At 59.7% G+C, this 19590-nt stretch carries 16 protein-coding genes; 15 read left to right on the plus strand and 1 reads right to left on the minus strand.

The genetic code is table 11. From position 1 onward, the window contains the following. Positions 1–52: 52 nt before the first annotated feature. From bamA to ispD, 15 genes are all read left to right on the plus strand, one after another. A complete protein-coding gene (gene bamA / locus CAF76_RS16200) occupies positions 53–2443 on the plus strand; it encodes an outer membrane protein assembly factor BamA (RefSeq protein WP_039769675.1) in 2391 nt (796 codons plus the stop codon). Positions 2444–2488: 45 nt separating this feature from the next. Beyond that, positions 2489–2992 (plus strand): OmpH family outer membrane protein, encoded by a 504-nt coding sequence (locus CAF76_RS16205; protein ID WP_003222140.1) that lies wholly within the window; start codon positions 2489–2491, stop codon positions 2990–2992. A gap of 3 nt (positions 2993–2995) precedes the next feature. Next, complete coding sequence (lpxD, locus tag CAF76_RS16210; protein ID WP_085647795.1) at positions 2996–4051, plus strand: UDP-3-O-(3-hydroxymyristoyl)glucosamine N-acyltransferase; 1056 nt, start codon at positions 2996–2998, stop codon at positions 4049–4051. Positions 4052–4157: 106 nt separating this feature from the next. Continuing rightward, positions 4158–4598, plus strand: coding sequence for a 3-hydroxyacyl-ACP dehydratase FabZ (gene fabZ / locus CAF76_RS16215; RefSeq protein ID WP_003222142.1), 441 nt, complete (start codon positions 4158–4160; stop codon positions 4596–4598). Beyond that, a complete protein-coding gene (gene lpxA / locus CAF76_RS16220; RefSeq protein WP_085612293.1) occupies positions 4595–5371 on the plus strand; it encodes an acyl-ACP--UDP-N-acetylglucosamine O-acyltransferase in 777 nt (258 codons plus the stop codon). The genes fabZ and lpxA overlap by 4 nt, the downstream gene beginning before the upstream one ends. A 2-nt stretch (positions 5372–5373) precedes the next feature. Continuing rightward, complete coding sequence (lpxB, locus tag CAF76_RS16225) at positions 5374–6504, plus strand: lipid-A-disaccharide synthase (RefSeq protein ID WP_085647796.1); 1131 nt, start codon at positions 5374–5376, stop codon at positions 6502–6504. 11 nt (positions 6505–6515) lie between these two features. Continuing rightward, on the plus strand, positions 6516–7142 hold the full coding sequence (rnhB, locus tag CAF76_RS16230; protein ID WP_143491817.1) for a ribonuclease HII: 627 nt from the start codon (positions 6516–6518) through the stop codon (positions 7140–7142). A 76-nt stretch (positions 7143–7218) separates the two neighbouring features. Beyond that, positions 7219–10740: a DNA polymerase III subunit alpha gene (gene dnaE, locus CAF76_RS16235; RefSeq protein ID WP_085647798.1), complete on the plus strand. Its 3522-nt coding sequence runs from the start codon at positions 7219–7221 to the stop codon at positions 10738–10740. Positions 10741–10879: 139 nt separating this feature from the next. Further along, entirely contained in the window at positions 10880–11827 is a 948-nt protein-coding gene (locus CAF76_RS16240; protein WP_064379018.1) for an acetyl-CoA carboxylase carboxyltransferase subunit alpha, read from the plus strand. A gap of 146 nt (positions 11828–11973) precedes the next feature. Continuing rightward, on the plus strand, positions 11974–13302 hold the full coding sequence (gene tilS, locus CAF76_RS16245) for a tRNA lysidine(34) synthetase TilS (RefSeq protein WP_085647799.1): 1329 nt from the start codon (positions 11974–11976) through the stop codon (positions 13300–13302). 274 nt (positions 13303–13576) lie between these two features. Then, positions 13577–15208 carry a CTP synthase gene (locus CAF76_RS16250; RefSeq protein WP_011332696.1) on the plus strand — a complete coding sequence of 544 codons (1632 nt, stop codon included), beginning with the start codon at positions 13577–13579 and terminating at the stop codon, positions 15206–15208. Positions 15209–15213: 5 nt separating this feature from the next. Further along, on the plus strand, positions 15214–16059 hold the full coding sequence (gene kdsA, locus CAF76_RS16255) for a 3-deoxy-8-phosphooctulonate synthase (protein WP_007954807.1): 846 nt from the start codon (positions 15214–15216) through the stop codon (positions 16057–16059). A 156-nt stretch (positions 16060–16215) separates the two neighbouring features. Beyond that, positions 16216–17505 carry a phosphopyruvate hydratase gene (gene eno / locus CAF76_RS16260; protein WP_007954808.1) on the plus strand — a complete coding sequence of 430 codons (1290 nt, stop codon included), beginning with the start codon at positions 16216–16218 and terminating at the stop codon, positions 17503–17505. 171 nt (positions 17506–17676) lie between these two features. Continuing rightward, positions 17677–17955 (plus strand): cell division protein FtsB, encoded by a 279-nt coding sequence (gene ftsB / locus CAF76_RS16265; RefSeq protein WP_003222158.1) that lies wholly within the window; start codon positions 17677–17679, stop codon positions 17953–17955. Continuing rightward, positions 17952–18659, plus strand: coding sequence for a 2-C-methyl-D-erythritol 4-phosphate cytidylyltransferase (gene ispD / locus CAF76_RS16270; protein ID WP_085647800.1), 708 nt, complete (start codon positions 17952–17954; stop codon positions 18657–18659). Before ftsB ends, ispD begins: the two co-directional genes overlap by 4 nt. Here the strand turns inward: ispD and CAF76_RS16275 are convergent. After that, positions 18656–19552 (minus strand): LysR substrate-binding domain-containing protein, encoded by an 897-nt coding sequence (locus CAF76_RS16275; RefSeq protein WP_007954817.1) that lies wholly within the window; start codon positions 19550–19552, stop codon positions 18656–18658. The genes ispD and CAF76_RS16275 overlap by 4 nt on opposite strands. Positions 19553–19590 lie beyond the last annotated feature (38 nt).

A 19590-nucleotide genomic window follows, 5' to 3' on the forward strand; every position in this document is an offset into this window, starting at 1 on the left:
GCCGCATTTTGCGGCAGTTTGTTTATTGCCAGTTGGAATAAGAAAGGACTTCATGAAACGTCTGCTGCTAACTGCGGTTCTCACCGTATTGATGATCGCCGAAGTTCACGCCGAGTCCTTCACTATCTCTGATATTCGCGTCAATGGCCTCCAGCGGGTCTCCGCGGGTAGCGTCTTTGGTGCCTTGCCGTTGAACGTCGGCGAGCAGGCGGATGATCGTCGCCTGGTGGAATCCACTCGTGCGCTGTTCAAAACCGGTTTCTTTCAAGATATCCAGCTGGGCCGCGAAGGCAACGTTCTGGTGATCACGGTCGTCGAGCGTCCCTCGGTCGCCAGCATCGAGATCGAAGGCAACAAGGCGATCTCCACCGAAGACCTGATGAAAGGCCTCAAGCAATCCGGTCTGGCCGAAGGCGAGATCTTCCAGCGCGCGACCCTCGAAGGCGTGCGTAACGAGCTGCAACGTCAATACGTTGCACAAGGTCGTTACTCGGCTACCGTCGATACCGAAGTGGTCTCGCAGCCGCGCAACCGCGTCGGCCTGAAAGTGAAGATCAACGAAGGCACCGTCGCCGCCATTCAGCACATCAACGTGGTGGGCAACACGGTTTTCCCCGAGGAAGACCTGACCGACCTGTTCGAACTGAAAACCACCAACTGGCTGTCGTTCTTCAAGAACGACGACAAGTATGCCCGTGAAAAACTGTCCGGTGACCTGGAGCGTCTGCGTTCCTACTACCTGGACCGTGGCTATATCAACATGGATATCGCTTCGACCCAGGTGTCCATCACCCCGGACAAGAAGCACGTCTACATCACCGTCAACGTCAACGAAGGCGAGAAGTACACCGTTCGTGACGTCAAGCTCAGCGGTGACCTGAAAGTCCCTGAGGACCAGGTCAAGTCGCTGTTGCTGGTGCAGAAAGGTCAGGTGTTCTCGCGCAAGCTGATGACCACCACTTCCGAACTGATCACCCGTCGTCTGGGTAACGAGGGTTACACCTTCGCCAACGTCAACGGCGTGCCACAACCGCACGATGAAGATCACACCGTCGATATCCTGTTCGCTGTCGATCCGGGCAAGCGTGCCTACGTCAACCGCATCAACTTCCGTGGCAACACCAAGTCCGAGGACGAAGTGCTGCGCCGTGAAATGCGTCAGATGGAAGGTGGCTGGGCTTCGACCTACCTGATCGACCAGTCCAAGACCCGTCTGGAGCGTCTGGGCTTCTTTAAAGAAGTCAACGTCGAGACCCCGGCTGTGCCAGGTGTCGATGACCAGGTTGACGTGAACTACAGCGTTGAAGAGCAGGCTTCCGGTTCGATCACCGCCAGCGTCGGTTTCGCCCAGAGTGCCGGTCTGATCCTCGGTGGTTCGATCACCCAGAACAACTTCCTCGGTACCGGTAACCGCGTCAGCGTCGGCCTGACCCGCAGCGAATACCAGAGCCGCTACAACTTCGGCTACGTTGACCCCTACTGGACCGCCGATGGCGTGAGCCTGGGTTACAACGCGTTCTACCGCACCACCGACTACAAAGACCTCGACGTTGACGTAGCGAGCTATGCGGTAGACAGCCTGGGTGCCGGCGTGAACGTGGGCTACCCGATCAGCGAGACTTCGCGTCTGACCTTCGGCCTGTCCGCTCAGCAGGACAAGATCAAAACCGGCCAGTACACCGTTGACGAGATTTTCGACTTCGTTAAGCGTGAAGGCGACAACTACCTGAACTTCAAGGCTTCGGCCGGCTGGTCCGAGTCGACCCTGAACAAGGGTGTGCTGCCAACCCGTGGTCGTTCCCAGAGCCTGACCCTGGAAACCACCATTCCGGGCAGCGACCTGTCTTTCTTCAAGCTCGACTACCGTGGCCAGTTGTTCCAGCCGCTGAGCGAGAACTACACCATGCGCCTGCATACCGAACTGGGTTATGGCGATGGTTATGGTTCGACCGACGGCTTGCCGTTCTATGAAAACTACTATGCTGGTGGTTTCAACTCGGTTCGTGGCTTTAAAGACAGCACGCTGGGTCCACGCAGTACCCCTAGTCGTGGCGCCGGTGTGACCGGTAACGCCGGTACGTTGCGTGACCCGGATCAGGATCCGCTGCCGTTCGGTGGCAACGTGTTGATCCAGGGTGGTGTCGAGGTGTTGTTCCCGCTGCCATTCGTCAAGGATCAGCGTTCGCTGCGTACTTCGGTATTCTGGGACGTGGGTAACGTATTTGACTCCAAGTGCGAGAAGACTACCAACGCGACTGTCGGCTCGACTTCTGCCACTCAGTGCAACGACATCAGTCTGAGCAACATGGCCAGCTCCGTCGGTGTCGGCGTGACCTGGGTCACCGCACTGGGCCCGCTAAGCTTTGCACTGGCGATGCCGATCAAGAAACCGGATGAAGCTGAAACTCAAGTGTTCCAATTCTCCCTGGGCCAGACGTTCTAAGCGTCTGACCCAAGACAACGACAATGGATTTTGTAGGAGTGCATCGTGCGTAAGTTGACTCAATTGGTTCTCCTGGCCTCCGTACTGGTGGCAGGCCCGGCATTTGCCGACATGAAAATCGCCGTCCTGAACTATCAGATGGCTTTGCTGGAATCCGACGCGGCGAAGAAGTACGCCGTGGATGCCGAGAAGAAGTTTGGCCCGCAACTGACCAAGCTCAAGACCCTGGAAAGCAGTGCCAAGGGCATTCAGGATCGTCTGATGGCCGGTGGCGACAAGATGCAGCAAGGCGAGCGCGAGCGTCTGGAGCTTGAGTTCAAGCAAAAGGCTCGTGACTTCCAGTTCCAGTCCAAGGAGCTGAACGAAGCCAAGGCTGTTGCCGACCGCGAAATGCTCAAGCAACTGAAGCCGAAACTGGATAGCGCAGTGGAAGAAGTCATCAAGAAAGGTGGTTTTGACCTGGTGTTCGAGCGTGGCGCAGTGATCGATGTCAAACCTCAGTACGACATCACGCGCCAGGTTATCGAGCGCATGAATCAGCTGAAGTAACCCATGACCGTGACTATCAAGCTCGGCCAGTTGGCCGAGTTCCTCGGCGCCACCCTGAGTGGCGACCCCGAGAAGCAAATCACTGGGCTAGCCACCTTGCAGGAGGCTGGCCCAGCTCAGTTGAGCTTTCTGGCAAACCCCCAATACCGTAAATACCTGGCTGGCTCGCAGGCCGCAGCCCTGTTGCTCAAGGCTGCCGACGCGGAAGGTTATGCCGGTAATGCGTTGGTGGTGCCGGATCCGTACCTGGCTTACGCACGCATTTCCCATCTGTTCGATCCGAAACCCAAGGCTGTTGCCGGCGTTCATTCGACTGCCGTGATCGCCGAGGACGCCGTGGTCGATCCGAGCGCCAGTGTCGGTCCCTTCGTGGTGATCGAAGCCGGTGCTCGAATTGGCGCGGGTGTGACACTCGGCGCGCATTGCGTTGTCGGTGCGCGCAGTGAAATCGGCGAGGGCGGCTGGCTGGCCCCACGGGTCACGCTGTATCACGATGTGCGGATCGGCAAACGCGTGGTGATCCAGTCTGGTGCCGTACTTGGTGGTGAAGGCTTCGGCTTCGCCAACGAGAAGGGCATCTGGCAGAAAATTGCCCAGATCGGTGGCGTGACCATCGGTGACGATGTGGAGATTGGCGTGAATACCGCCATCGACCGCGGTGCGCTGGCCGATACCGTGATCGGCAATGGCGTGAAGCTCGACAACCAGATTCAGATCGCCCACAACGTGCAGGTCGGTGACCACACCGCCATGGCCGCGTGCGTGGGGATTTCCGGCAGCACCAAAATCGGCAAGCACTGCATGCTCGCCGGGGGTGTTGGCTTGGTAGGGCACATCGATATTTGCGACAACGTATTCCTGACCGGGATGACCATGGTGACCCACTCGATTACCGAGCCGGGTGCCTATTCTTCCGGCACAGCCATGCAACCGGCAGCCGAATGGCGCAAAAGCGCGGCCCGTATTCGTCAGCTCGATGACATCGCGCGACGTTTGAAACAGCTGGAAAAGCGCTCCGGGGAAGTGACCCCTGGCGGTAATGCTTCATCTGAAGGCTGATACCATTTCCATATCAAGTGTGCACAGCCTCTGGACTGCCTCCTTGATTTGCTAGAGGAGTGCGCGTCAGTCGCGCTCCCAATCTTTACATAGGCTTCCCCCCGAAATGATGGACATCAACGAGATTCGCGAATACCTGCCTCACCGTTACCCGTTCCTGCTGGTGGACCGGGTAGTGGAGCTGGATACGGAAGGCAAGCGCATTCGCGCCTACAAGAATGTCAGCATCAACGAACCGTTCTTCAATGGTCACTTCCCTGCGCACCCGATCATGCCGGGCGTGCTGATCATCGAAGCCATGGCTCAGGCTGCCGGGATCCTCGGTTTCAAGATGCTTGACGTGAAACCGGCCGACGGCACCCTTTATTACTTCGTCGGCTCCGACAAACTGCGTTTCCGCCAGCCAGTGCTGCCGGGGGATCAGTTGATCCTCGAAGCCAAGTTCATCAGCTGCAAGCGTCAGATCTGGAAGTTCGAATGCCAGGCTTCGGTCGACGGCAAACCGGTCTGCTCGGCTGAAATCATCTGTGCGGAACGCAAGCTATGAGTTTGATTGACCCTCGCGCAATCATCGATCCGTCGGCCGTGTTGGGCGATGGCGTCGAGGTCGGCCCGTGGTCGATCATCGGTGCAGGTGTGGAAATCGGCGAGGGTACGGTCATCGGGCCACACGTGATCCTCAAAGGTCCGACCCGTATCGGCAAGCACAACCGCATCTACCAGTTTTCCTCGGTAGGCGAAGACACGCCGGACCTGAAATACAAGGGCGAAGAAACCCGTCTGGTGATCGGTGACCACAACGTCATCCGTGAAGGTGTGACAATCCACCGTGGCACCGTTCAGGATCGTTCCGAAACGACTCTGGGTGATCACAACCTGATCATGGCCTACGCCCACATCGGACATGACAGCGTCATCGGCAACCACTGCATTCTGGTCAACAACACCGCGCTGGCCGGCCATGTACACGTTGATGACTGGGCAATTCTGTCCGGTTTTACCCTGGTTCATCAGTACTGCCACATTGGCGCCCACAGCTTTTCCGGCATGGGTACAGCGATCGGCAAGGACGTCCCGGCGTTCGTCACCGTATTCGGCAACCCGGCCGAAGCGCGCAGCATGAACTTCGAGGGCATGCGCCGTCGCGGTTTCAGCGAAGACGCCATTCACGCGCTGCGCCGTGCGTACAAAACGGTGTATCGCCAGGGACTGACCGTCGAGCAGGCGCTGGCCGAACTGGCCGAGCCGTCCGCCCAGTTCCCGGAGGTCGCGATGTTCCGTGACTCCATCCAGTCGTCGACCCGCGGCATCACCCGCTGACCATGGCTAATCTGCGTATTGCGCTGGTGGCGGGGGAGGCTTCCGGTGACATTCTGGGCGCAGGCCTGATGCGTGCCCTCAAGGCACAGCACCCTGCGGTGGAGTTCATCGGTGTCGGTGGCCCGCTGATGCAGGCCGAAGGCCTGACTTCCTATTTTCCGATGGAGCGTCTGTCGGTCATGGGCCTGGTGGAAGTCCTGGGACGCTTGCGTGAACTGCTCAAGCGCCGCAAAGACCTGATCGCTACGCTTATCGCTGAAAAACCGGATGTGTTCATCGGCATCGACGCACCGGATTTCAACCTCAATATCGAACTCAAGCTGCGTCAGGCCGGAATCAAGACCGTGCACTACGTCAGCCCATCAGTGTGGGCGTGGCGGCAGAAGCGGGTGCTGAAGATCCGCGAAGGCTGCGACCTGATGCTCACGCTGCTGCCGTTCGAAGCCAGATTCTACGAAGAGAAGGGCGTGCCGGTGCGGTTCGTCGGCCATACGCTGGCCGATACCATTCCGCTGGAGGCTGATCGCGCCGCCGCGCGTGCCGAACTCGGTCTGCCGGACGGTCCGCTGGTGGCTTTGATGCCTGGCAGCCGGGGCGGCGAAGTCAGCCGTCTGGGTGCGTTGTTCCTTGATACCGCCGAACGCGTGCGGGCCATGCGCCCGGGTGTGCGTTTCGTCATCCCGTGCGCCAGCCCCGAGCGTCGTGCCCAGCTCGAAGAGCTGTTGGCCGGCCGCGACCTGCCGGTGACCCTGCTCGATGGCAAATCCCATCTGGCGCTGGCGGCGTGCAACGCGGTTCTGATTGCATCCGGTACTGCCACGCTGGAAGCGCTGCTGTACAAGCGCCCGATGGTCGTGGCGTACCGTCTTGCGCCGCTGACGTTCTGGATTCTCAAACGCATGGTCAAGAGTCCGTACGTCTCCCTGCCGAACCTGCTGGCCCAGCGACTGCTGGTGCCGGAATTGTTGCAGGATGATGCGACGGTCGAGGCGCTTGCCCAGACCCTGTCGCCATTGATCGACGGTGGCGAAGAGCAGACCCGTGGCTTCGACGAGATCCATCGCACTCTACGTCTGGACGCTTCCAATCAGGCGGCTGACGCCGTTCTGAACCTGATCGGGCAAACACGATGAGCAAGACAAGCATGCAGATGGGCCTGGATTTCACCCTGGTCGCCGAAGTCGAAGAGCTGGTGGCCGGCGTGGATGAAGTCGGTCGCGGTCCGTTGTGCGGAGCGGTCGTCACCGCAGCGGTGATCCTCGATCCGAATCGGCCGATCCTCGGTCTCAACGACTCGAAAAAACTCACCGAAGCCAAGCGCGAAAAGCTCTACGACGAAATCTGCGAGAAGGCGCTCAGCTGGTGCATCGCCCGCGCCGAAGTCGAAGAAATCGACGAGCTGAACATCCTTCACGCCACCATGCTGGCGATGCAACGCGCGGTCGCTGGCCTGCACATCCAGCCGAAACTGGCGATGATCGACGGCAATCGCTGCCCGAAACTGCCGATGCGTTCCGAAGCGGTGGTGCAGGGCGACGGCAAGGTGCCGGCGATTGCAGCGGCATCGATTCTGGCCAAGGTCAGCCGCGACCGCGAGATGGCGGCGTTCGAATTGATCTACCCGGGTTACGGCATCGGCAGCCATAAGGGCTATCCGACCCCCGTTCATCTGGAAGCGCTGTCACGCCTCGGGCCGACGCCGATTCACCGGCGTTCGTTTGCACCGGTGCGTCAGGCTTACGAAGCGCTGGAAGGCCTGACGCAGGTTTAGCGGCAAGGCTGATGTTTTGTTCGGGGCCCGGTACAATCCGGGCCTTGTTGTCTCTATGTAACTGGACAGGATCACTATGCCGGCTTCATTCGTTCATCTACGCCTGCACACTGAATACTCCCTGGTCGATGGGCTCGTGCGGATCAAGCCGCTGGTCAAGGCCCTGACCGGCATGGGCATGCCGGCCGTTGCGGTGACCGACCAGAACAACATGTGTTCGCTGGTCAAATTCTATAAAAACACCATGGGTGCCGGGATCAAGCCGATCTGCGGCGCCGACCTGTGGCTGTCGAACAAGGACCCGGATGGTCCGCTGAGCCGCATCAGCCTGCTGGTCATGAATGCCCAGGGCTATCGCAACCTGACCGAACTGATTTCCCGTGGCTTTATCGACGGTCAGCGCAACGGCATGGTCATCATCGAGCGCGAGTGGGTCGCCGAGGCCAACGAAGGCCTGATCATGCTGTCCGCCGCGAAGGAAGGCGAGATCGGCATGGCCATGATCGGCGGCAACCCCGCCGAAGCTGAAACCCTGGCGCGCGATTGGATGGCAGTGTTTCCGGATCGTTTCTATCTGGAAATTCAGCGCACCAATCGTCCGAACGACGAAGAACAGTTGCACGGTGCCGTGGCCCTGGCCGACAAGCTCGGCGCGCCGCTGGTAGCCACCAACGACGTGCGCTTCATCAAGCAGGAAGACTTCGCCGCCCACGAAACCCGCGTCTGCATCGGTGAGGGCCGGGCTCTCGACGATCCGCGGCGTTCGAAGAACTACAGCGACCAGCAGTATCTGAAAAGCGCCGAGGAAATGGCCGAGCTGTTCAGCGACCTGCCGGATGCGATCGAGAACACCGTCGAGATCGCCAAGCGTTGCAACATTGATGTGAAGCTGGGCAAGCACTTCCTGCCGGATTACCCGATTCCCGATGGCATGACCATCGACGAGTATTTCCGCAAGGTCTCGTTCGATGGGCTGGAAGAACGCCTCAGCGTGCTGCTGCCTAAGGACACCACCGAGGACTACGAGGCCAAGCGTCAGGTCTACGTTGACCGGCTGAATTTCGAGCTGGATATCATCATCCAGATGGGGTTCCCCGGTTACTTCCTGATCGTGATGGACTTTATCCAGTGGGCCAAGAACAACGGCGTGCCGGTGGGCCCTGGCCGGGGGTCGGGTGCCGGATCGCTGGTGGCCTATGTACAGAAGATCACCGACCTCGACCCACTGGAATATGACCTGCTGTTCGAACGTTTCCTCAACCCGGAACGGGTATCGATGCCCGACTTCGACGTCGACTTCTGCATGGATGGTCGCGACCGGGTGATCGACTACGTGGCCGAAAAGTACGGCCGCAACGCGGTGAGCCAGATCATCACCTTCGGTTCCATGGCGGCGAAGGCTGTGGTCCGCGACGTGGCGCGGGCCCAGGGCAAGTCGTTCGGCCTGGCCGATCGCCTGTCGAAGATGATTCCGTTCGAAGTCGGCATGACCCTGGAAAAAGCCTACGAGCAGGAAGAAATCCTGCGCGACTTCATCAAGGTCGATGAAGAAGCGGCGGAAATCTGGGAGATGGCGCGCAAGCTCGAAGGTGTGGTGCGTAACGTCGGTAAACACGCCGGTGGTGTGGTGATCGCGCCAACCAAGCTGACCGACTTCTCGCCGATCTATTGCGACGAGGCCGGCGACGGTCTGGTGACCCAGTTCGACAAGGACGACGTCGAGGCGGCCGGTCTGGTGAAGTTCGACTTCCTCGGCCTGCGGACCCTGACGATCATCGACTGGGCGCTGAAGACCATCAACCGTGACCGCGCCAAGGTCAACGAACCGCCGCTGGACATCGCGTTCATCCCGCTGGATGACAAGCCGACTTATCAGCTGCTGCAAAAAGCTGAAACCACCGCGGTGTTCCAGCTTGAATCCCGCGGCATGAAAGAGCTGATCAAAAAGCTCAAGCCCGACTGCCTCGAAGACCTGATCGCACTGGTGGCCCTGTTCCGTCCGGGCCCGCTGCAATCGGGCATGGTGGATGACTTCATCAACCGTAAGCACGGTCGCGCGGAGCTTGCGTATCCGCACCCGGATTACCAGTACGAAGGTTTGCAGCCGGTACTGGCGCCGACGTACGGCATCATCCTGTATCAGGAACAGGTGATGCAGATCGCCCAGGTCATGGCCGGTTACACCCTCGGTGGTGCGGACATGCTGCGTCGGGCGATGGGCAAGAAGAAACCCGAGGAAATGGCCAAGCAGCGCGGCGGTTTCATTGAGGGTTGTGCGTCGAACAATATCGACGCGGATCTGGCCGGTAACATTTTCGATCTGGTGGAAAAATTCGCCGGTTACGGCTTCAACAAATCCCACTCCGCCGCCTACGGCCTGGTCTCGTACCAGACCGCCTGGCTGAAAGCCCACTACCCGGCGCCGTTCATGGCCGCGGTACTGTCGGCGGATATGCACAACACCGACAAGGTTGTGACCTTGATCGAAGAAGTGCGCACGATGAAGCTGCGCCTCGACGCGCCGGACGTGAACACCTCGGAGTTCAAGTTCACGGTGAACGACGAAGGCCGCATCGTGTATGGCCTGGGCGCGATCAAAGGCGTCGGTGAAGGCCCGGTGGAAGCGATCACCGAGGCCCGTCAGGCCGGTCCGTTCAAGGATCTGTTCGACTTCTGCGCCCGGGTTGACCTCAAGCGCATCAACAAGCGCACGCTGGACGGTCTGATCCGCAGCGGCGCGCTGGATCGCCTCGGCCCGTACTTCCATGACGAGCAAAAGGCTTACCAGGCCAATATCGACCGCAACCGCGCCGTGCTGCTGGCGGCGATGGAAGAGGCGATCAAGTCGGCCGAGCAGACCGCGCGCACCCGCGACAGTGGTCACGCCGACCTGTTCGGCGGGTTGTTCGTCGAGGAAGACGCGGACGTTTACGCGGTCCACCGCAAGGCGAAAGAGCTGACCCTCAAGGAACGGCTCAAAGGTGAAAAAGACACCTTGGGCCTATACCTGACCGGCCACCCGATCGACGAATACGAAGGCGAAATCCGCCGTTTCGCCCGCCAGCGCATCATCGACCTGAAACCGGCCCGGGACACTCAGACCGTGGCGGGGATGATCATCGCCCTGCGGGTGATGAAGAACAAAAAGGGCGACAAGATGGGCTTCATCACCCTCGACGACCGCTCCGGGCGGATCGAGGCATCGCTGTTCGCCGATGCGTTCCACTCCGCGCAATCGCTGCTGCAGACCGACGCAATGGTGGTGGTCGAAGGCGAGGTCAGCAACGACGATTTCTCCGGCGGTCTGCGCCTGCGGGTCAAGCGGGTGATGAGCATGGAAGATGCACGCACCAATCTTGCCGAGAGCCTGCGCCTGAAGTTGCAGACACAGGATCTGAAAGGCGATCAGCTACGCTGGTTGGGTGATTTGCTCAAGCGTCATCGCGGTGCGTGCCCGATCACCATGGAATACACCAGTCCCGATGCGAAGACCTTGCTGCAGTTCGGTGAGACCTGGCGGATTGACCCGGCGGATGCCTTGATTCAAGCCCTGCGTGACCAGTTCGGGCGAGACAACGTCTTCCTCCAATACCGTTGACCGGCGGGTGCCATCAAAGCGCCTGCCCACAACCTGAATTTTTAATCTCGACCTCAGCGCGCCTCTCCCTTAAGGTAGGGCGCGAATAGACAACCGGCCGGCCCAAGCTCATTTGGGACACGACCCAAGACGGACGCCTATGAACCCGAATTTTCTAGATTTCGAACAGCCGATCGCCGACCTGCAAGCCAAGATCGAAGAGTTGCGCTTGGTCGGTAATGACAATTCGCTGAATATCGGCGATGAGATCTCCCGCCTGCAGGACAAGAGCAAGACGCTGACCGAAGACATCTTCGGCAAGCTGACCAGCTGGCAGATCGCACGTCTGGCGCGTCACCCGAAACGTCCTTACACCCTGGACTACATCGACCACATCTTCACCGAGTTCGACGAACTGCACGGTGACCGTCACTTCTCCGACGACGCGGCCATTGTGGGCGGCGTGGCACGTCTGGAAGACCAGCCAGTGATGGTGATCGGTCACCAGAAGGGCCGTGAAGTGCGTGAAAAGGTACGCCGCAACTTCGGTATGCCGCGTCCGGAAGGTTACCGCAAGGCGTGCCGCCTGATGGAAATGGCCGAGCGTTTCAAGATGCCGATCCTGACCTTCATCGACACCCCGGGCGCCTACCCTGGCATCGATGCTGAAGAGCGCAACCAAAGCGAAGCGATTGCCTGGAACCTGCGCGTCATGGCCCGCCTGAAAACCCCGATCATCGCCACCGTGATTGGTGAAGGTGGTTCCGGCGGTGCACTTGCGATCGGCGTGTGCGACCAGTTGAACATGCTGCAGTACTCGACCTACGCGGTGATCTCGCCGGAAGGCTGCGCTTCGATTCTGTGGAAAACCGCAGAGAAGGCGCCGGATGCTGCTGAAGCAATGGGCATCACCGCCGAGCGTCTGAAAGGTCTGGGCATCGTCGACAAGGTGATCAGCGAGCCTCTGGGCGGCGCCCACCGTGATCCGGCCGCTGCCGCAGCATCGATCCGCGCCGAGCTGAGCTCGCAACTGGCGATGCTGAAGAAGTTCGACAACGAAGCGCTGCTCAAGCGTCGTTATGATCGTCTGATGAGCTACGGTCTCTAAGTCGAGCCGTTTCGGCCAACGATGCAAAACACTGTGGGAGCGGGCTTGCCCGCGAATGCGATGTAACATTCAACAATTGTGTTGGCTGTTTCACCGCTTTCGCGAGCAAGCCCGCTCCCACATTTGGTTTGTGAAAAGGTAGAAAAATGGGTCAGCCTTCGATTGATTTGCCTTCCAGGCTTTTGCGCAGTCTCCGGCCCTGGCTCAGTGCTTCCCACTGGCGCGTCGCTTTCTCCGGCGGCCTCGACTCCACCGTTCTGCTGCACCTCCTGGCCAATCTCGCCAAAACCGAATCCCTTCCGGCGCTAAGCGCCATTCATGTTCATCACGGCCTTCAAGCTGCGGCCGATGCGTGGCCGGCGCATTGTCAGGATGTCTGCGACGAACTGTCGGTGCCGTTGCAAGTGCAGCGTGTGCAGGTGCAGCCGGGGGCGAGTGTAGAGCGCGCGGCACGGGATGCTCGCTATGCGGCGTTCAGTGCGGCGACTCAGGCCAATGATGTGCTGCTGACCGGGCAGCATCGCGATGATCAGGCTGAAACGCTGTTGTTCCGTCTGCTGCGTGGCGCCGGCGTGCGTGGGTTGTCCGGAATGCCGGCCACGCGAGCGCTGGGGCAGGGCAGTCTGGTGCGGCCGTTGCTCGACGTCACACGTGCCGAGCTGGAAGCCTATGCGCAGGACCACGGCTTGCGCTGGGTCGAGGACCCTTCGAATCAGGAACGACAGTTTTCGCGCAACTATCTACGGCATCAGGTTCTGCCGTTGCTGAGCGGTCGCTGGCCTCAGGCGCACGCCAGCATGGCCCGCAGCGCGGCGCATCTGCGTGAGGCGCAAGGTTTGCTCGATGAGCTGGCGCAAATCGATCTGGCTACTGCGAAATTGCCCGCTGAGTTCGAGTGGTCGGGATTGCCATCGCTGGAGTTTGCGGCCATCGCGAAATTGTCCGATGCCCGTCAGCGAAATGCACTCAGCCACTGGCTTGGACCTTTGACCCGACTGCCGGATACCGACCATTGGTCGGGTTGGGTCGATGTGCGTGACGCCGGCAACGATGCCTCGCCGATCTGGCGTCTGGCGGATGGCGAGCTGCACCGAAGCGCCGGTCGCCTGTGGTGGCTCAGCGGACAATGGTTGCGTACACCGGTGGTCAGCGGCGACTGGCACGAGCCGTCGCTGGCGCTACGCTTGCCCGATAACGGACGTGTCATGTTCAGCGGTCAGACTCCCGTCGGGCCGCTGCAAGTCCGCTATCGGCAGGGCGGCGAGGTGATGCATCTGGCGGATCGCGGTCATCGTGATCTCAAGCGCCTGCTTAATGAGCGCGCGGTGCCGGGCTTCGTGCGTGGCAGATTGCCGCTGCTGTTTCGCGGTGAAGAATTGCTCGCCGTGGCGAACCTGCCGGGGCTCGACGGCCATGTGCTGGAAGGCTGGCGATTGCATTGGCAGCCTTCGGACGAAGATCAAGGTTTGAGATGAAGGGGGCATTCCGGTAGACTACGCTCCCTTCTTGATACAACTTCTGTGGATTCGCCTGAATTGCAGGAGTTGCCGATTACCAAGCAGTCTTTGCTGGGCGATTCCAAAAAATGTGTAGCGAGCAACGTACCGGTGTTTTCACTTCCGGTCTGTCCCAACGCGGCGGTTTTTTTGAAAGGTGCACTGTGATTAATGCAGGTGATCGGGGGCTTCGGCCTTCCTTCGCTTTCCCCGGCGGCTCGGACCGCTTTAACGCAGACTTCTAGGGTTTTTCATGACGCGCTACATATTCGTCACGGGCGGTGTTGTTTCTTCTTTGGGGAAAGGCATTGCATCGGCTTCATTGGCGGCCATCCTGGAGGCGCGGGGGCTTAAGGTCACCATGCTGAAGCTGGATCCGTACATCAACGTCGACCCGGGCACCATGAGCCCGTTCCAGCACGGTGAAGTGTTCGTCACCCACGACGGCGCCGAGACCGACCTGGACCTGGGCCACTACGAGCGGTTCATCCGCACGACCATGACCCAGAACAACAACTTCACCACCGGCCGTGTCTACGAGCACGTGCTGCGCAAAGAGCGCCGTGGTGACTACCTGGGTGCAACCATCCAGGTGATTCCGCACATCACCGACGAAATCAAGCGTCGCATCATCAAGGGCGCCGGCGATGCCGACGTGGCGCTGGTGGAAATCGGCGGTACCGTGGGTGATATCGAATCGCAACCGTTCCTCGAAGCCATCCGCCAGCTGCGTGTGGAAGTCGGCTCCAAGCGCGCGATGCTGATGCACCTGACCCTGGTTCCGTACATCGCCACCGCAGGCGAAACCAAGACCAAGCCGACCCAGCACTCCGTGAAGGAACTGCGTTCGATCGGCCTGCAGCCAGACGTGCTGATCTGCCGCTCCGACCATCCGGTGGATGTGTCGTCGCGTCGCAAGATCGCGCTGTTCACCAACGTTGAAGAGCGTGCGGTGATCTCCCTGGAAGACGTCGACACCATCTACAAGATCCCGGCCGTACTGCACGCCCAGGGTCTGGACGATTTCGTCGTCGAGCGTTTCGGCCTGCAATGCAATGGCGCCGACCTGTCCGAGTGGGAAAAGGTTGTCGATGCCAAGCTGAACCCAGAGCACGAAGTCACCATCGCGATGGTCGGCAAGTACATGGAACTGCTGGATGCCTACAAGTCGCTGATCGAAGCGATGAGTCATGCCGGCATCACCAACCGCACCAAGGTCAACCTGCGCTACATCGATTCCGAAGACATCGAGAACCAGGGCACCGCGCTGCTGGAAGGCGTCGACGCGATCCTCGTACCGGGCGGCTTCGGTCTGCGCGGCGTGGAAGGCAAGATCACTGCCGTTCAGTACGCTCGCGAAAACAAGGTTCCGTACCTGGGTATCTGCCTGGGCATGCAAGTGGCGGTCATCGAGTTCGCCCGTAACGTGCTGGGCTGGAAAGACGCCAACTCCACCGAGTTCGATCGTGCCAGCGGCCATCCGGTTGTTGGCCTGATCACCGAGTGGGAAGACGCTACCGGTGCCGTTGAAGTGCGTACCGAAGCGTCCGACCTGGGCGGCACCATGCGCCTCGGCGCTCAGGAATGCCTGCTCGAAGCCGGCTCCAAGGTGCACGACTGCTATGGCAAGGATGTGATTGTCGAGCGTCACCGTCACCGTTACGAAGTGAACAACAACCTGCTGCCGCAAATCATTGAAGCCGGCCTGAAAATTTCCGGTCGCTCTTCCGATGCTGCGCTGGTTGAAGTGGTCGAAGCGCCGGATCATCCATGGTTCGTCGCTTGCCAGTTCCACCCAGAGTTCACCTCGACGCCACGCGATGGCCATCCGCTGTTCAGCGGCTTCGTCAAAGCGGCATTGGCTCAACACCAGAAGAAGGCGTAACCCCGATGGCACAGAAGATCATCCGCGTCGGCGACATCGAGATTGCCAACGACAAACCCATGGTGCTGTTCGGCGGCATGAACGTGCTGGAAAGTCGTGACATGGCCATGCAGGTTTGCGAAGAGTACGTGAAGGTCACCGAAAAGCTCGGTATCCCTTACGTTTTCAAGGCCAGCTTCGACAAGGCCAACCGTTCTTCTGTGACCTCCTATCGCGGTCCTGGCCTGGAAGAAGGCATGCGCATCTTCCAGGACATCAAACAAGCCTTCGGCGTACCGATCATCACCGACGTCCATGAGCCTGACCAGGCCGCGGTCGTCGCCGAGGTCTGCGACATCATCCAGCTGCCGGCCTTCCTGTCGCGCCAGACCGATCTGGTCGTCGCGATGGCCAAGACCAATGCCGTCATCAACATCAAGAAAGCCCAGTTCCTCGCGCCTCAGGAAATGAAACACATCCTGAACAAGTGCGTGGAGGCGGGTAACGATCAGTTGATCCTCTGCGAGCGCGGTTCGAGCTTCGGCTACAACAACCTCGTGGTCGACATGCTTGGCTTCGGCATCATGAAGCAGTTCGAGTACCCGGTATTCTTCGACGTGACCCATTCGCTGCAGATGCCTGGCGGTCGTTCCGATTCCGCTGGCGGTCGCCGCGCCCAGGTCACCGACCTGGCCAAGGCTGGCATGAGCCAGTCGCTGGCGGGTCTGTTCCTCGAAGCGCACCCGGATCCCGACAACGCCAAATGCGACGGCCCTTGCGCCTTGCGTCTGGACAAACTGGAGCCATTCCTGGCCCAGCTCAAAGCACTGGACGAACTGGTGAAGAGTTTTCCGACGGTAGAAACCGCGTAAACCTCAATTCTCCGGTAAAGTACCGCACGATTTGTCGCTCATGCCCTCGGGTATGAGCGTTGTCGTCTGCAAGCTGCCCGCTGCACACCACTTGCCGACGGTAAAAAGATTTCCTCTAGCTGCGTCGTTTTCGTCAACTTTGGAGTGTTTACAACAATGGCAAAAATCGTCGACATCAAAGGTCGTGAAGTTCTCGACTCCCGTGGCAATCCCACCGTGGAAGCGGACGTGCTTCTCGACAACGGCATCATCGGCAGCGCCTGTGCGCCGTCCGGTGCATCCACTGGCTCGCGTGAAGCGCTCGAGCTGCGTGATGGCGACAAGAGCCGTTACCTGGGCAAGGGCGTGCTCAAGGCGGTAGCCAACATCAACGGTCCGATCCGCGATCTGCTGCTGGGCACCGACCCAAGCGACCAGAAAGCCCTGGATCACGCGATGATCAAGCTGGACGGTACTGAAAACAAAGCGACCCTGGGCGCCAACGCCATCCTCGCCGTATCCCTGGCCGCGGCCAAGGCGGCTGCACAGGATCAGGACCTGCCGCTGTACGCTCACATCGCCAATCTGAACGGCACTCCGGGTGTGTACTCGATGCCGGTTCCGATGATGAACATCATCAACGGTGGCGAACACGCCGACAACAACGTCGACATCCAGGAATTCATGGTTCAGCCGGTTGGCGCCAAGTCTTTCTCGGAAGGTCTGCGCATGGGCACCGAGATTTTCCATCACCTGAAAGCTGTGCTGAAGGCCCGTGGCCTGAGCACCGCCGTCGGTGACGAAGGTGGTTTCGCGCCGAACCTGGCGTCCAACGAAGACGCACTGAAAGTGATCTCCGAAGCTGTTGCCAACGCCGGTTACAAGTTGGGCACCGACGTGACCCTGGCTCTGGACTGCGCAGCCAGCGAATTCTTCGAAGACGGCAAGTACAACCTGTCCGGCGAAGGCCAGGTGTTCACCGCTGAAGGTTTCGCCGACTACCTCAAAGGTCTGACCGAGCGTTACCCGATCATCTCGATCGAAGACGGTCTGGACGAGTCCGACTGGGCTGGCTGGAAGATCCTCACCGACAAGATCGGCGAGAAGACCCAACTGGTCGGCGACGACCTGTTCGTGACCAACACCAAAATCCTGAAAGAAGGCATCGATAAAAAGATCGCCAACTCGATCCTGATCAAGTTCAACCAGATCGGAACCCTGACCGAAACCCTGGAAGCCATCCAGATGGCCAAGGCTGCCGGTTACACCGCCGTGATCTCGCACCGCTCCGGCGAAACCGAAGACTCGACCATTGCCGACCTGGCCGTGGGTACTTCGGCTGGCCAGATCAAGACCGGTTCGCTGTGCCGTTCCGACCGTGTTTCCAAGTACAACCAACTGCTGCGTATCGAAGAGCAGTTGAATGGCAAGGCCAAGTACAACGGTCGCAGCGAGTTTCGCGGCTGAGCAGTAAATGATAGAAAGACACCGGATTGTGTCGGAAAAGTCGTGACAGCGATGGATTTGCCACTAATCTGATGCCTTATATGCACAAGCCTGGATATTCCAGGCTTCGTGCTATCAGATGCTTCAAAGTTTTGGCGTGGCTGTCTTTTTTCACTGGATACCTGATATTCGATGCGCAGTCCTTACTGGTTGTTTCTCGTTTTGCTCTTGCTGCTGGCCGGTCTGCAGTACCGCCTGTGGGTGGGCAATGGCAGTCTGGCGCAAGTCGCCGAACTGAATCAGCAGATTGCTGATCAACACGCCGAGAACGAAGCCTTGTTGGAGCGCAACCGGGTGATGGACGCTGAAGTCAGCGAGTTGAAGAAGGGCATGGAGACCGTTGAAGAGCGGGCTCGTCACGAACTGGGCATGGTCAAGGACGGCGAAACCCTTTACCAGTTGGCCCAATGATCGACTCCCTGCCGGCCTTCTGGGCCGTGATTCCTGCCGCGGGCGTCGGTGCCCGAATGGCCGCGGACCGTCCCAAGCAATACCTGCAACTGGGCGGGCGCACAATTCTCGAACACAGCCTCGGCTGTTTCCTCGATCACCCGAGCCTCAAGGGCCTGGTGGTCAGTCTTGCCGTTGATGATCCTTATTGGCCGAACCTGGCCAGCGCCAGCGATCCGCGTATTCAGCGGGTCGACGGTGGTGCCGAACGTTCCGGCTCGGTGCTCAACGCCTTGCTGCATCTGCATGCGCAAGGTGCCGACGACGAGGACTGGGTGCTGGTGCACGATGCGGCACGGCCCAATCTGAGCCGTGACGATCTCGACAAATTGCTCGCTGAGCTGGCGAACGATCCGGTTGGTGGTTTGCTGGCTGTGCCGGCGAAGGACACTCTCAAGCGGGTCGACAAGCACGGTCGTGTGGTGGAAACCGTCGATCGCAGCGTGATTTGGCAAGCGTACACGCCGCAGATGTTCCGCCTCGGTGCCTTGCACCGCGCACTGGCGGACAGTCTGGTGGCGGATGCCGTGATCACTGATGAAGCTTCGGCGATGGAGTGGGCCGGGTTGGCACCGCGCCTGATCGAAGGCCGCGCGGACAATCTGAAAGTCACCCGCCCGGAAGACCTCGAATGGTTGCGCCAGCGCTGGGCCAACCGTCGTTAAATCCGATACTCAGGCCGTTCGGCCAAACCTTCCTTGAGAAAATCCACCAGTTTGCGCACCTTGGGCGACAAGTGCCGTTGCTGCGGATACAGCGCCCACACCGCTGTATTCGGCGGTTGATGCGCCTCCAGCAAAGAAATCAACGCGCCGCTGTGCAGATGCTCCAGCACGTAATAGTCCGGCAACTGACACAACCCGACGCCTTGCAGTGCGGCATCCAGCACCGCTTGCCCACTGTTGCAGCGCCAGTTTCCCTGTACCCGCTGGGAAAATTCCCGCCCGTTTTGTTCAAGCTGCCAGATGTCCGAGCTGCCGATCAGGCAATTGTGCCGTCCCAGTTCCGACAAACTGTGTGGGCGCCCGTACCGTTCCAGGTAGGAAGGCGACGCACACAGATACATGCGCCGGGGTGCCAGTCGGGTCGCTACAAGCCGGGAATCCTGAAGTCGACCAAGACGGATCGCCAGATCCAGGCCTTCATGCACAAGATCGAGCTGGCGGTTGGTCAATTCAATGTCGATGCGCAGTTGCGGGTAGTGCCCCATGAACCGGGTCACCAGCGGCACGATGAAGCGTTCGCCATAGGCCACGGCGCAGGTCATGCGCAGCATGCCTTTGGGTTCGCTGGTCAGATCGCCGACTGCACGTAACGCTTCTTCACGACCGTCCTGCAAGCGCTGGCAGTGTTGCAGGAAAGTCTGACCCGCCTCGGTCAGGGTGACGCGCCGAGTACTGCGATACAGCAGTCGCGTCTGCAAACGCTCCTCCAGCCGTACGATTTGTCGACTGATGTGCGAGGAAGAAACGCCCAGGCGTTCCGCAGCGGCGGTGAATTGGCTGCATTCGGCAACGGCGACAAACTCGTCGATGCCTTCCCAGCGGTTTTCGGACATGGGGATTATCCCTGTATGGCAATAATGTTTTGCTTTTG

This window comes from Pseudomonas sp. B40(2017) (genome assembly GCF_002112855.1).
GTDB classification, from domain to species: Bacteria; Pseudomonadota; Gammaproteobacteria; order Pseudomonadales; family Pseudomonadaceae; genus Aquipseudomonas; species Aquipseudomonas pharyngis.

Bases quoted from the DNA above. Each gene is read 5' to 3' on its own strand.
- bamA (WP_039769675.1), top strand. From the start codon at position 53: ATGAAACGTCTGCTGCTAACTGCGGTTCTCACCGTATTGATGATCGCC.
- lpxD (WP_085647795.1), top strand. From the start codon at position 2,996: ATGACCGTGACTATCAAGCTCGGCCAGTTGGCCGAGTTCCTCGGCGCC.
- fabZ (WP_003222142.1), top strand. From the start codon at position 4,158: ATGATGGACATCAACGAGATTCGCGAATACCTGCCTCACCGTTACCCG.
- lpxA (WP_085612293.1), top strand. From the start codon at position 4,595: ATGAGTTTGATTGACCCTCGCGCAATCATCGATCCGTCGGCCGTGTTG.
- lpxB (WP_085647796.1), top strand. From the start codon at position 5,374: ATGGCTAATCTGCGTATTGCGCTGGTGGCGGGGGAGGCTTCCGGTGAC.
- rnhB (WP_143491817.1), top strand. From the start codon at position 6,516: ATGCAGATGGGCCTGGATTTCACCCTGGTCGCCGAAGTCGAAGAGCTG.
- dnaE (WP_085647798.1), top strand. From the start codon at position 7,219: ATGCCGGCTTCATTCGTTCATCTACGCCTGCACACTGAATACTCCCTG.
- CAF76_RS16240 (WP_064379018.1), top strand. From the start codon at position 10,880: ATGAACCCGAATTTTCTAGATTTCGAACAGCCGATCGCCGACCTGCAA.
- tilS (WP_085647799.1), top strand. From the start codon at position 11,974: ATGGGTCAGCCTTCGATTGATTTGCCTTCCAGGCTTTTGCGCAGTCTC.
- CAF76_RS16250 (WP_011332696.1), top strand. From the start codon at position 13,577: ATGACGCGCTACATATTCGTCACGGGCGGTGTTGTTTCTTCTTTGGGG.
- kdsA (WP_007954807.1), top strand. From the start codon at position 15,214: ATGGCACAGAAGATCATCCGCGTCGGCGACATCGAGATTGCCAACGAC.
- eno (WP_007954808.1), top strand. From the start codon at position 16,216: ATGGCAAAAATCGTCGACATCAAAGGTCGTGAAGTTCTCGACTCCCGT.
- ftsB (WP_003222158.1), top strand. From the start codon at position 17,677: ATGCGCAGTCCTTACTGGTTGTTTCTCGTTTTGCTCTTGCTGCTGGCC.
- ispD (WP_085647800.1), top strand. From the start codon at position 17,952: ATGATCGACTCCCTGCCGGCCTTCTGGGCCGTGATTCCTGCCGCGGGC.
- CAF76_RS16275 (WP_007954817.1), bottom strand. From the start codon at position 19,552: ATGTCCGAAAACCGCTGGGAAGGCATCGACGAGTTTGTCGCCGTTGCC.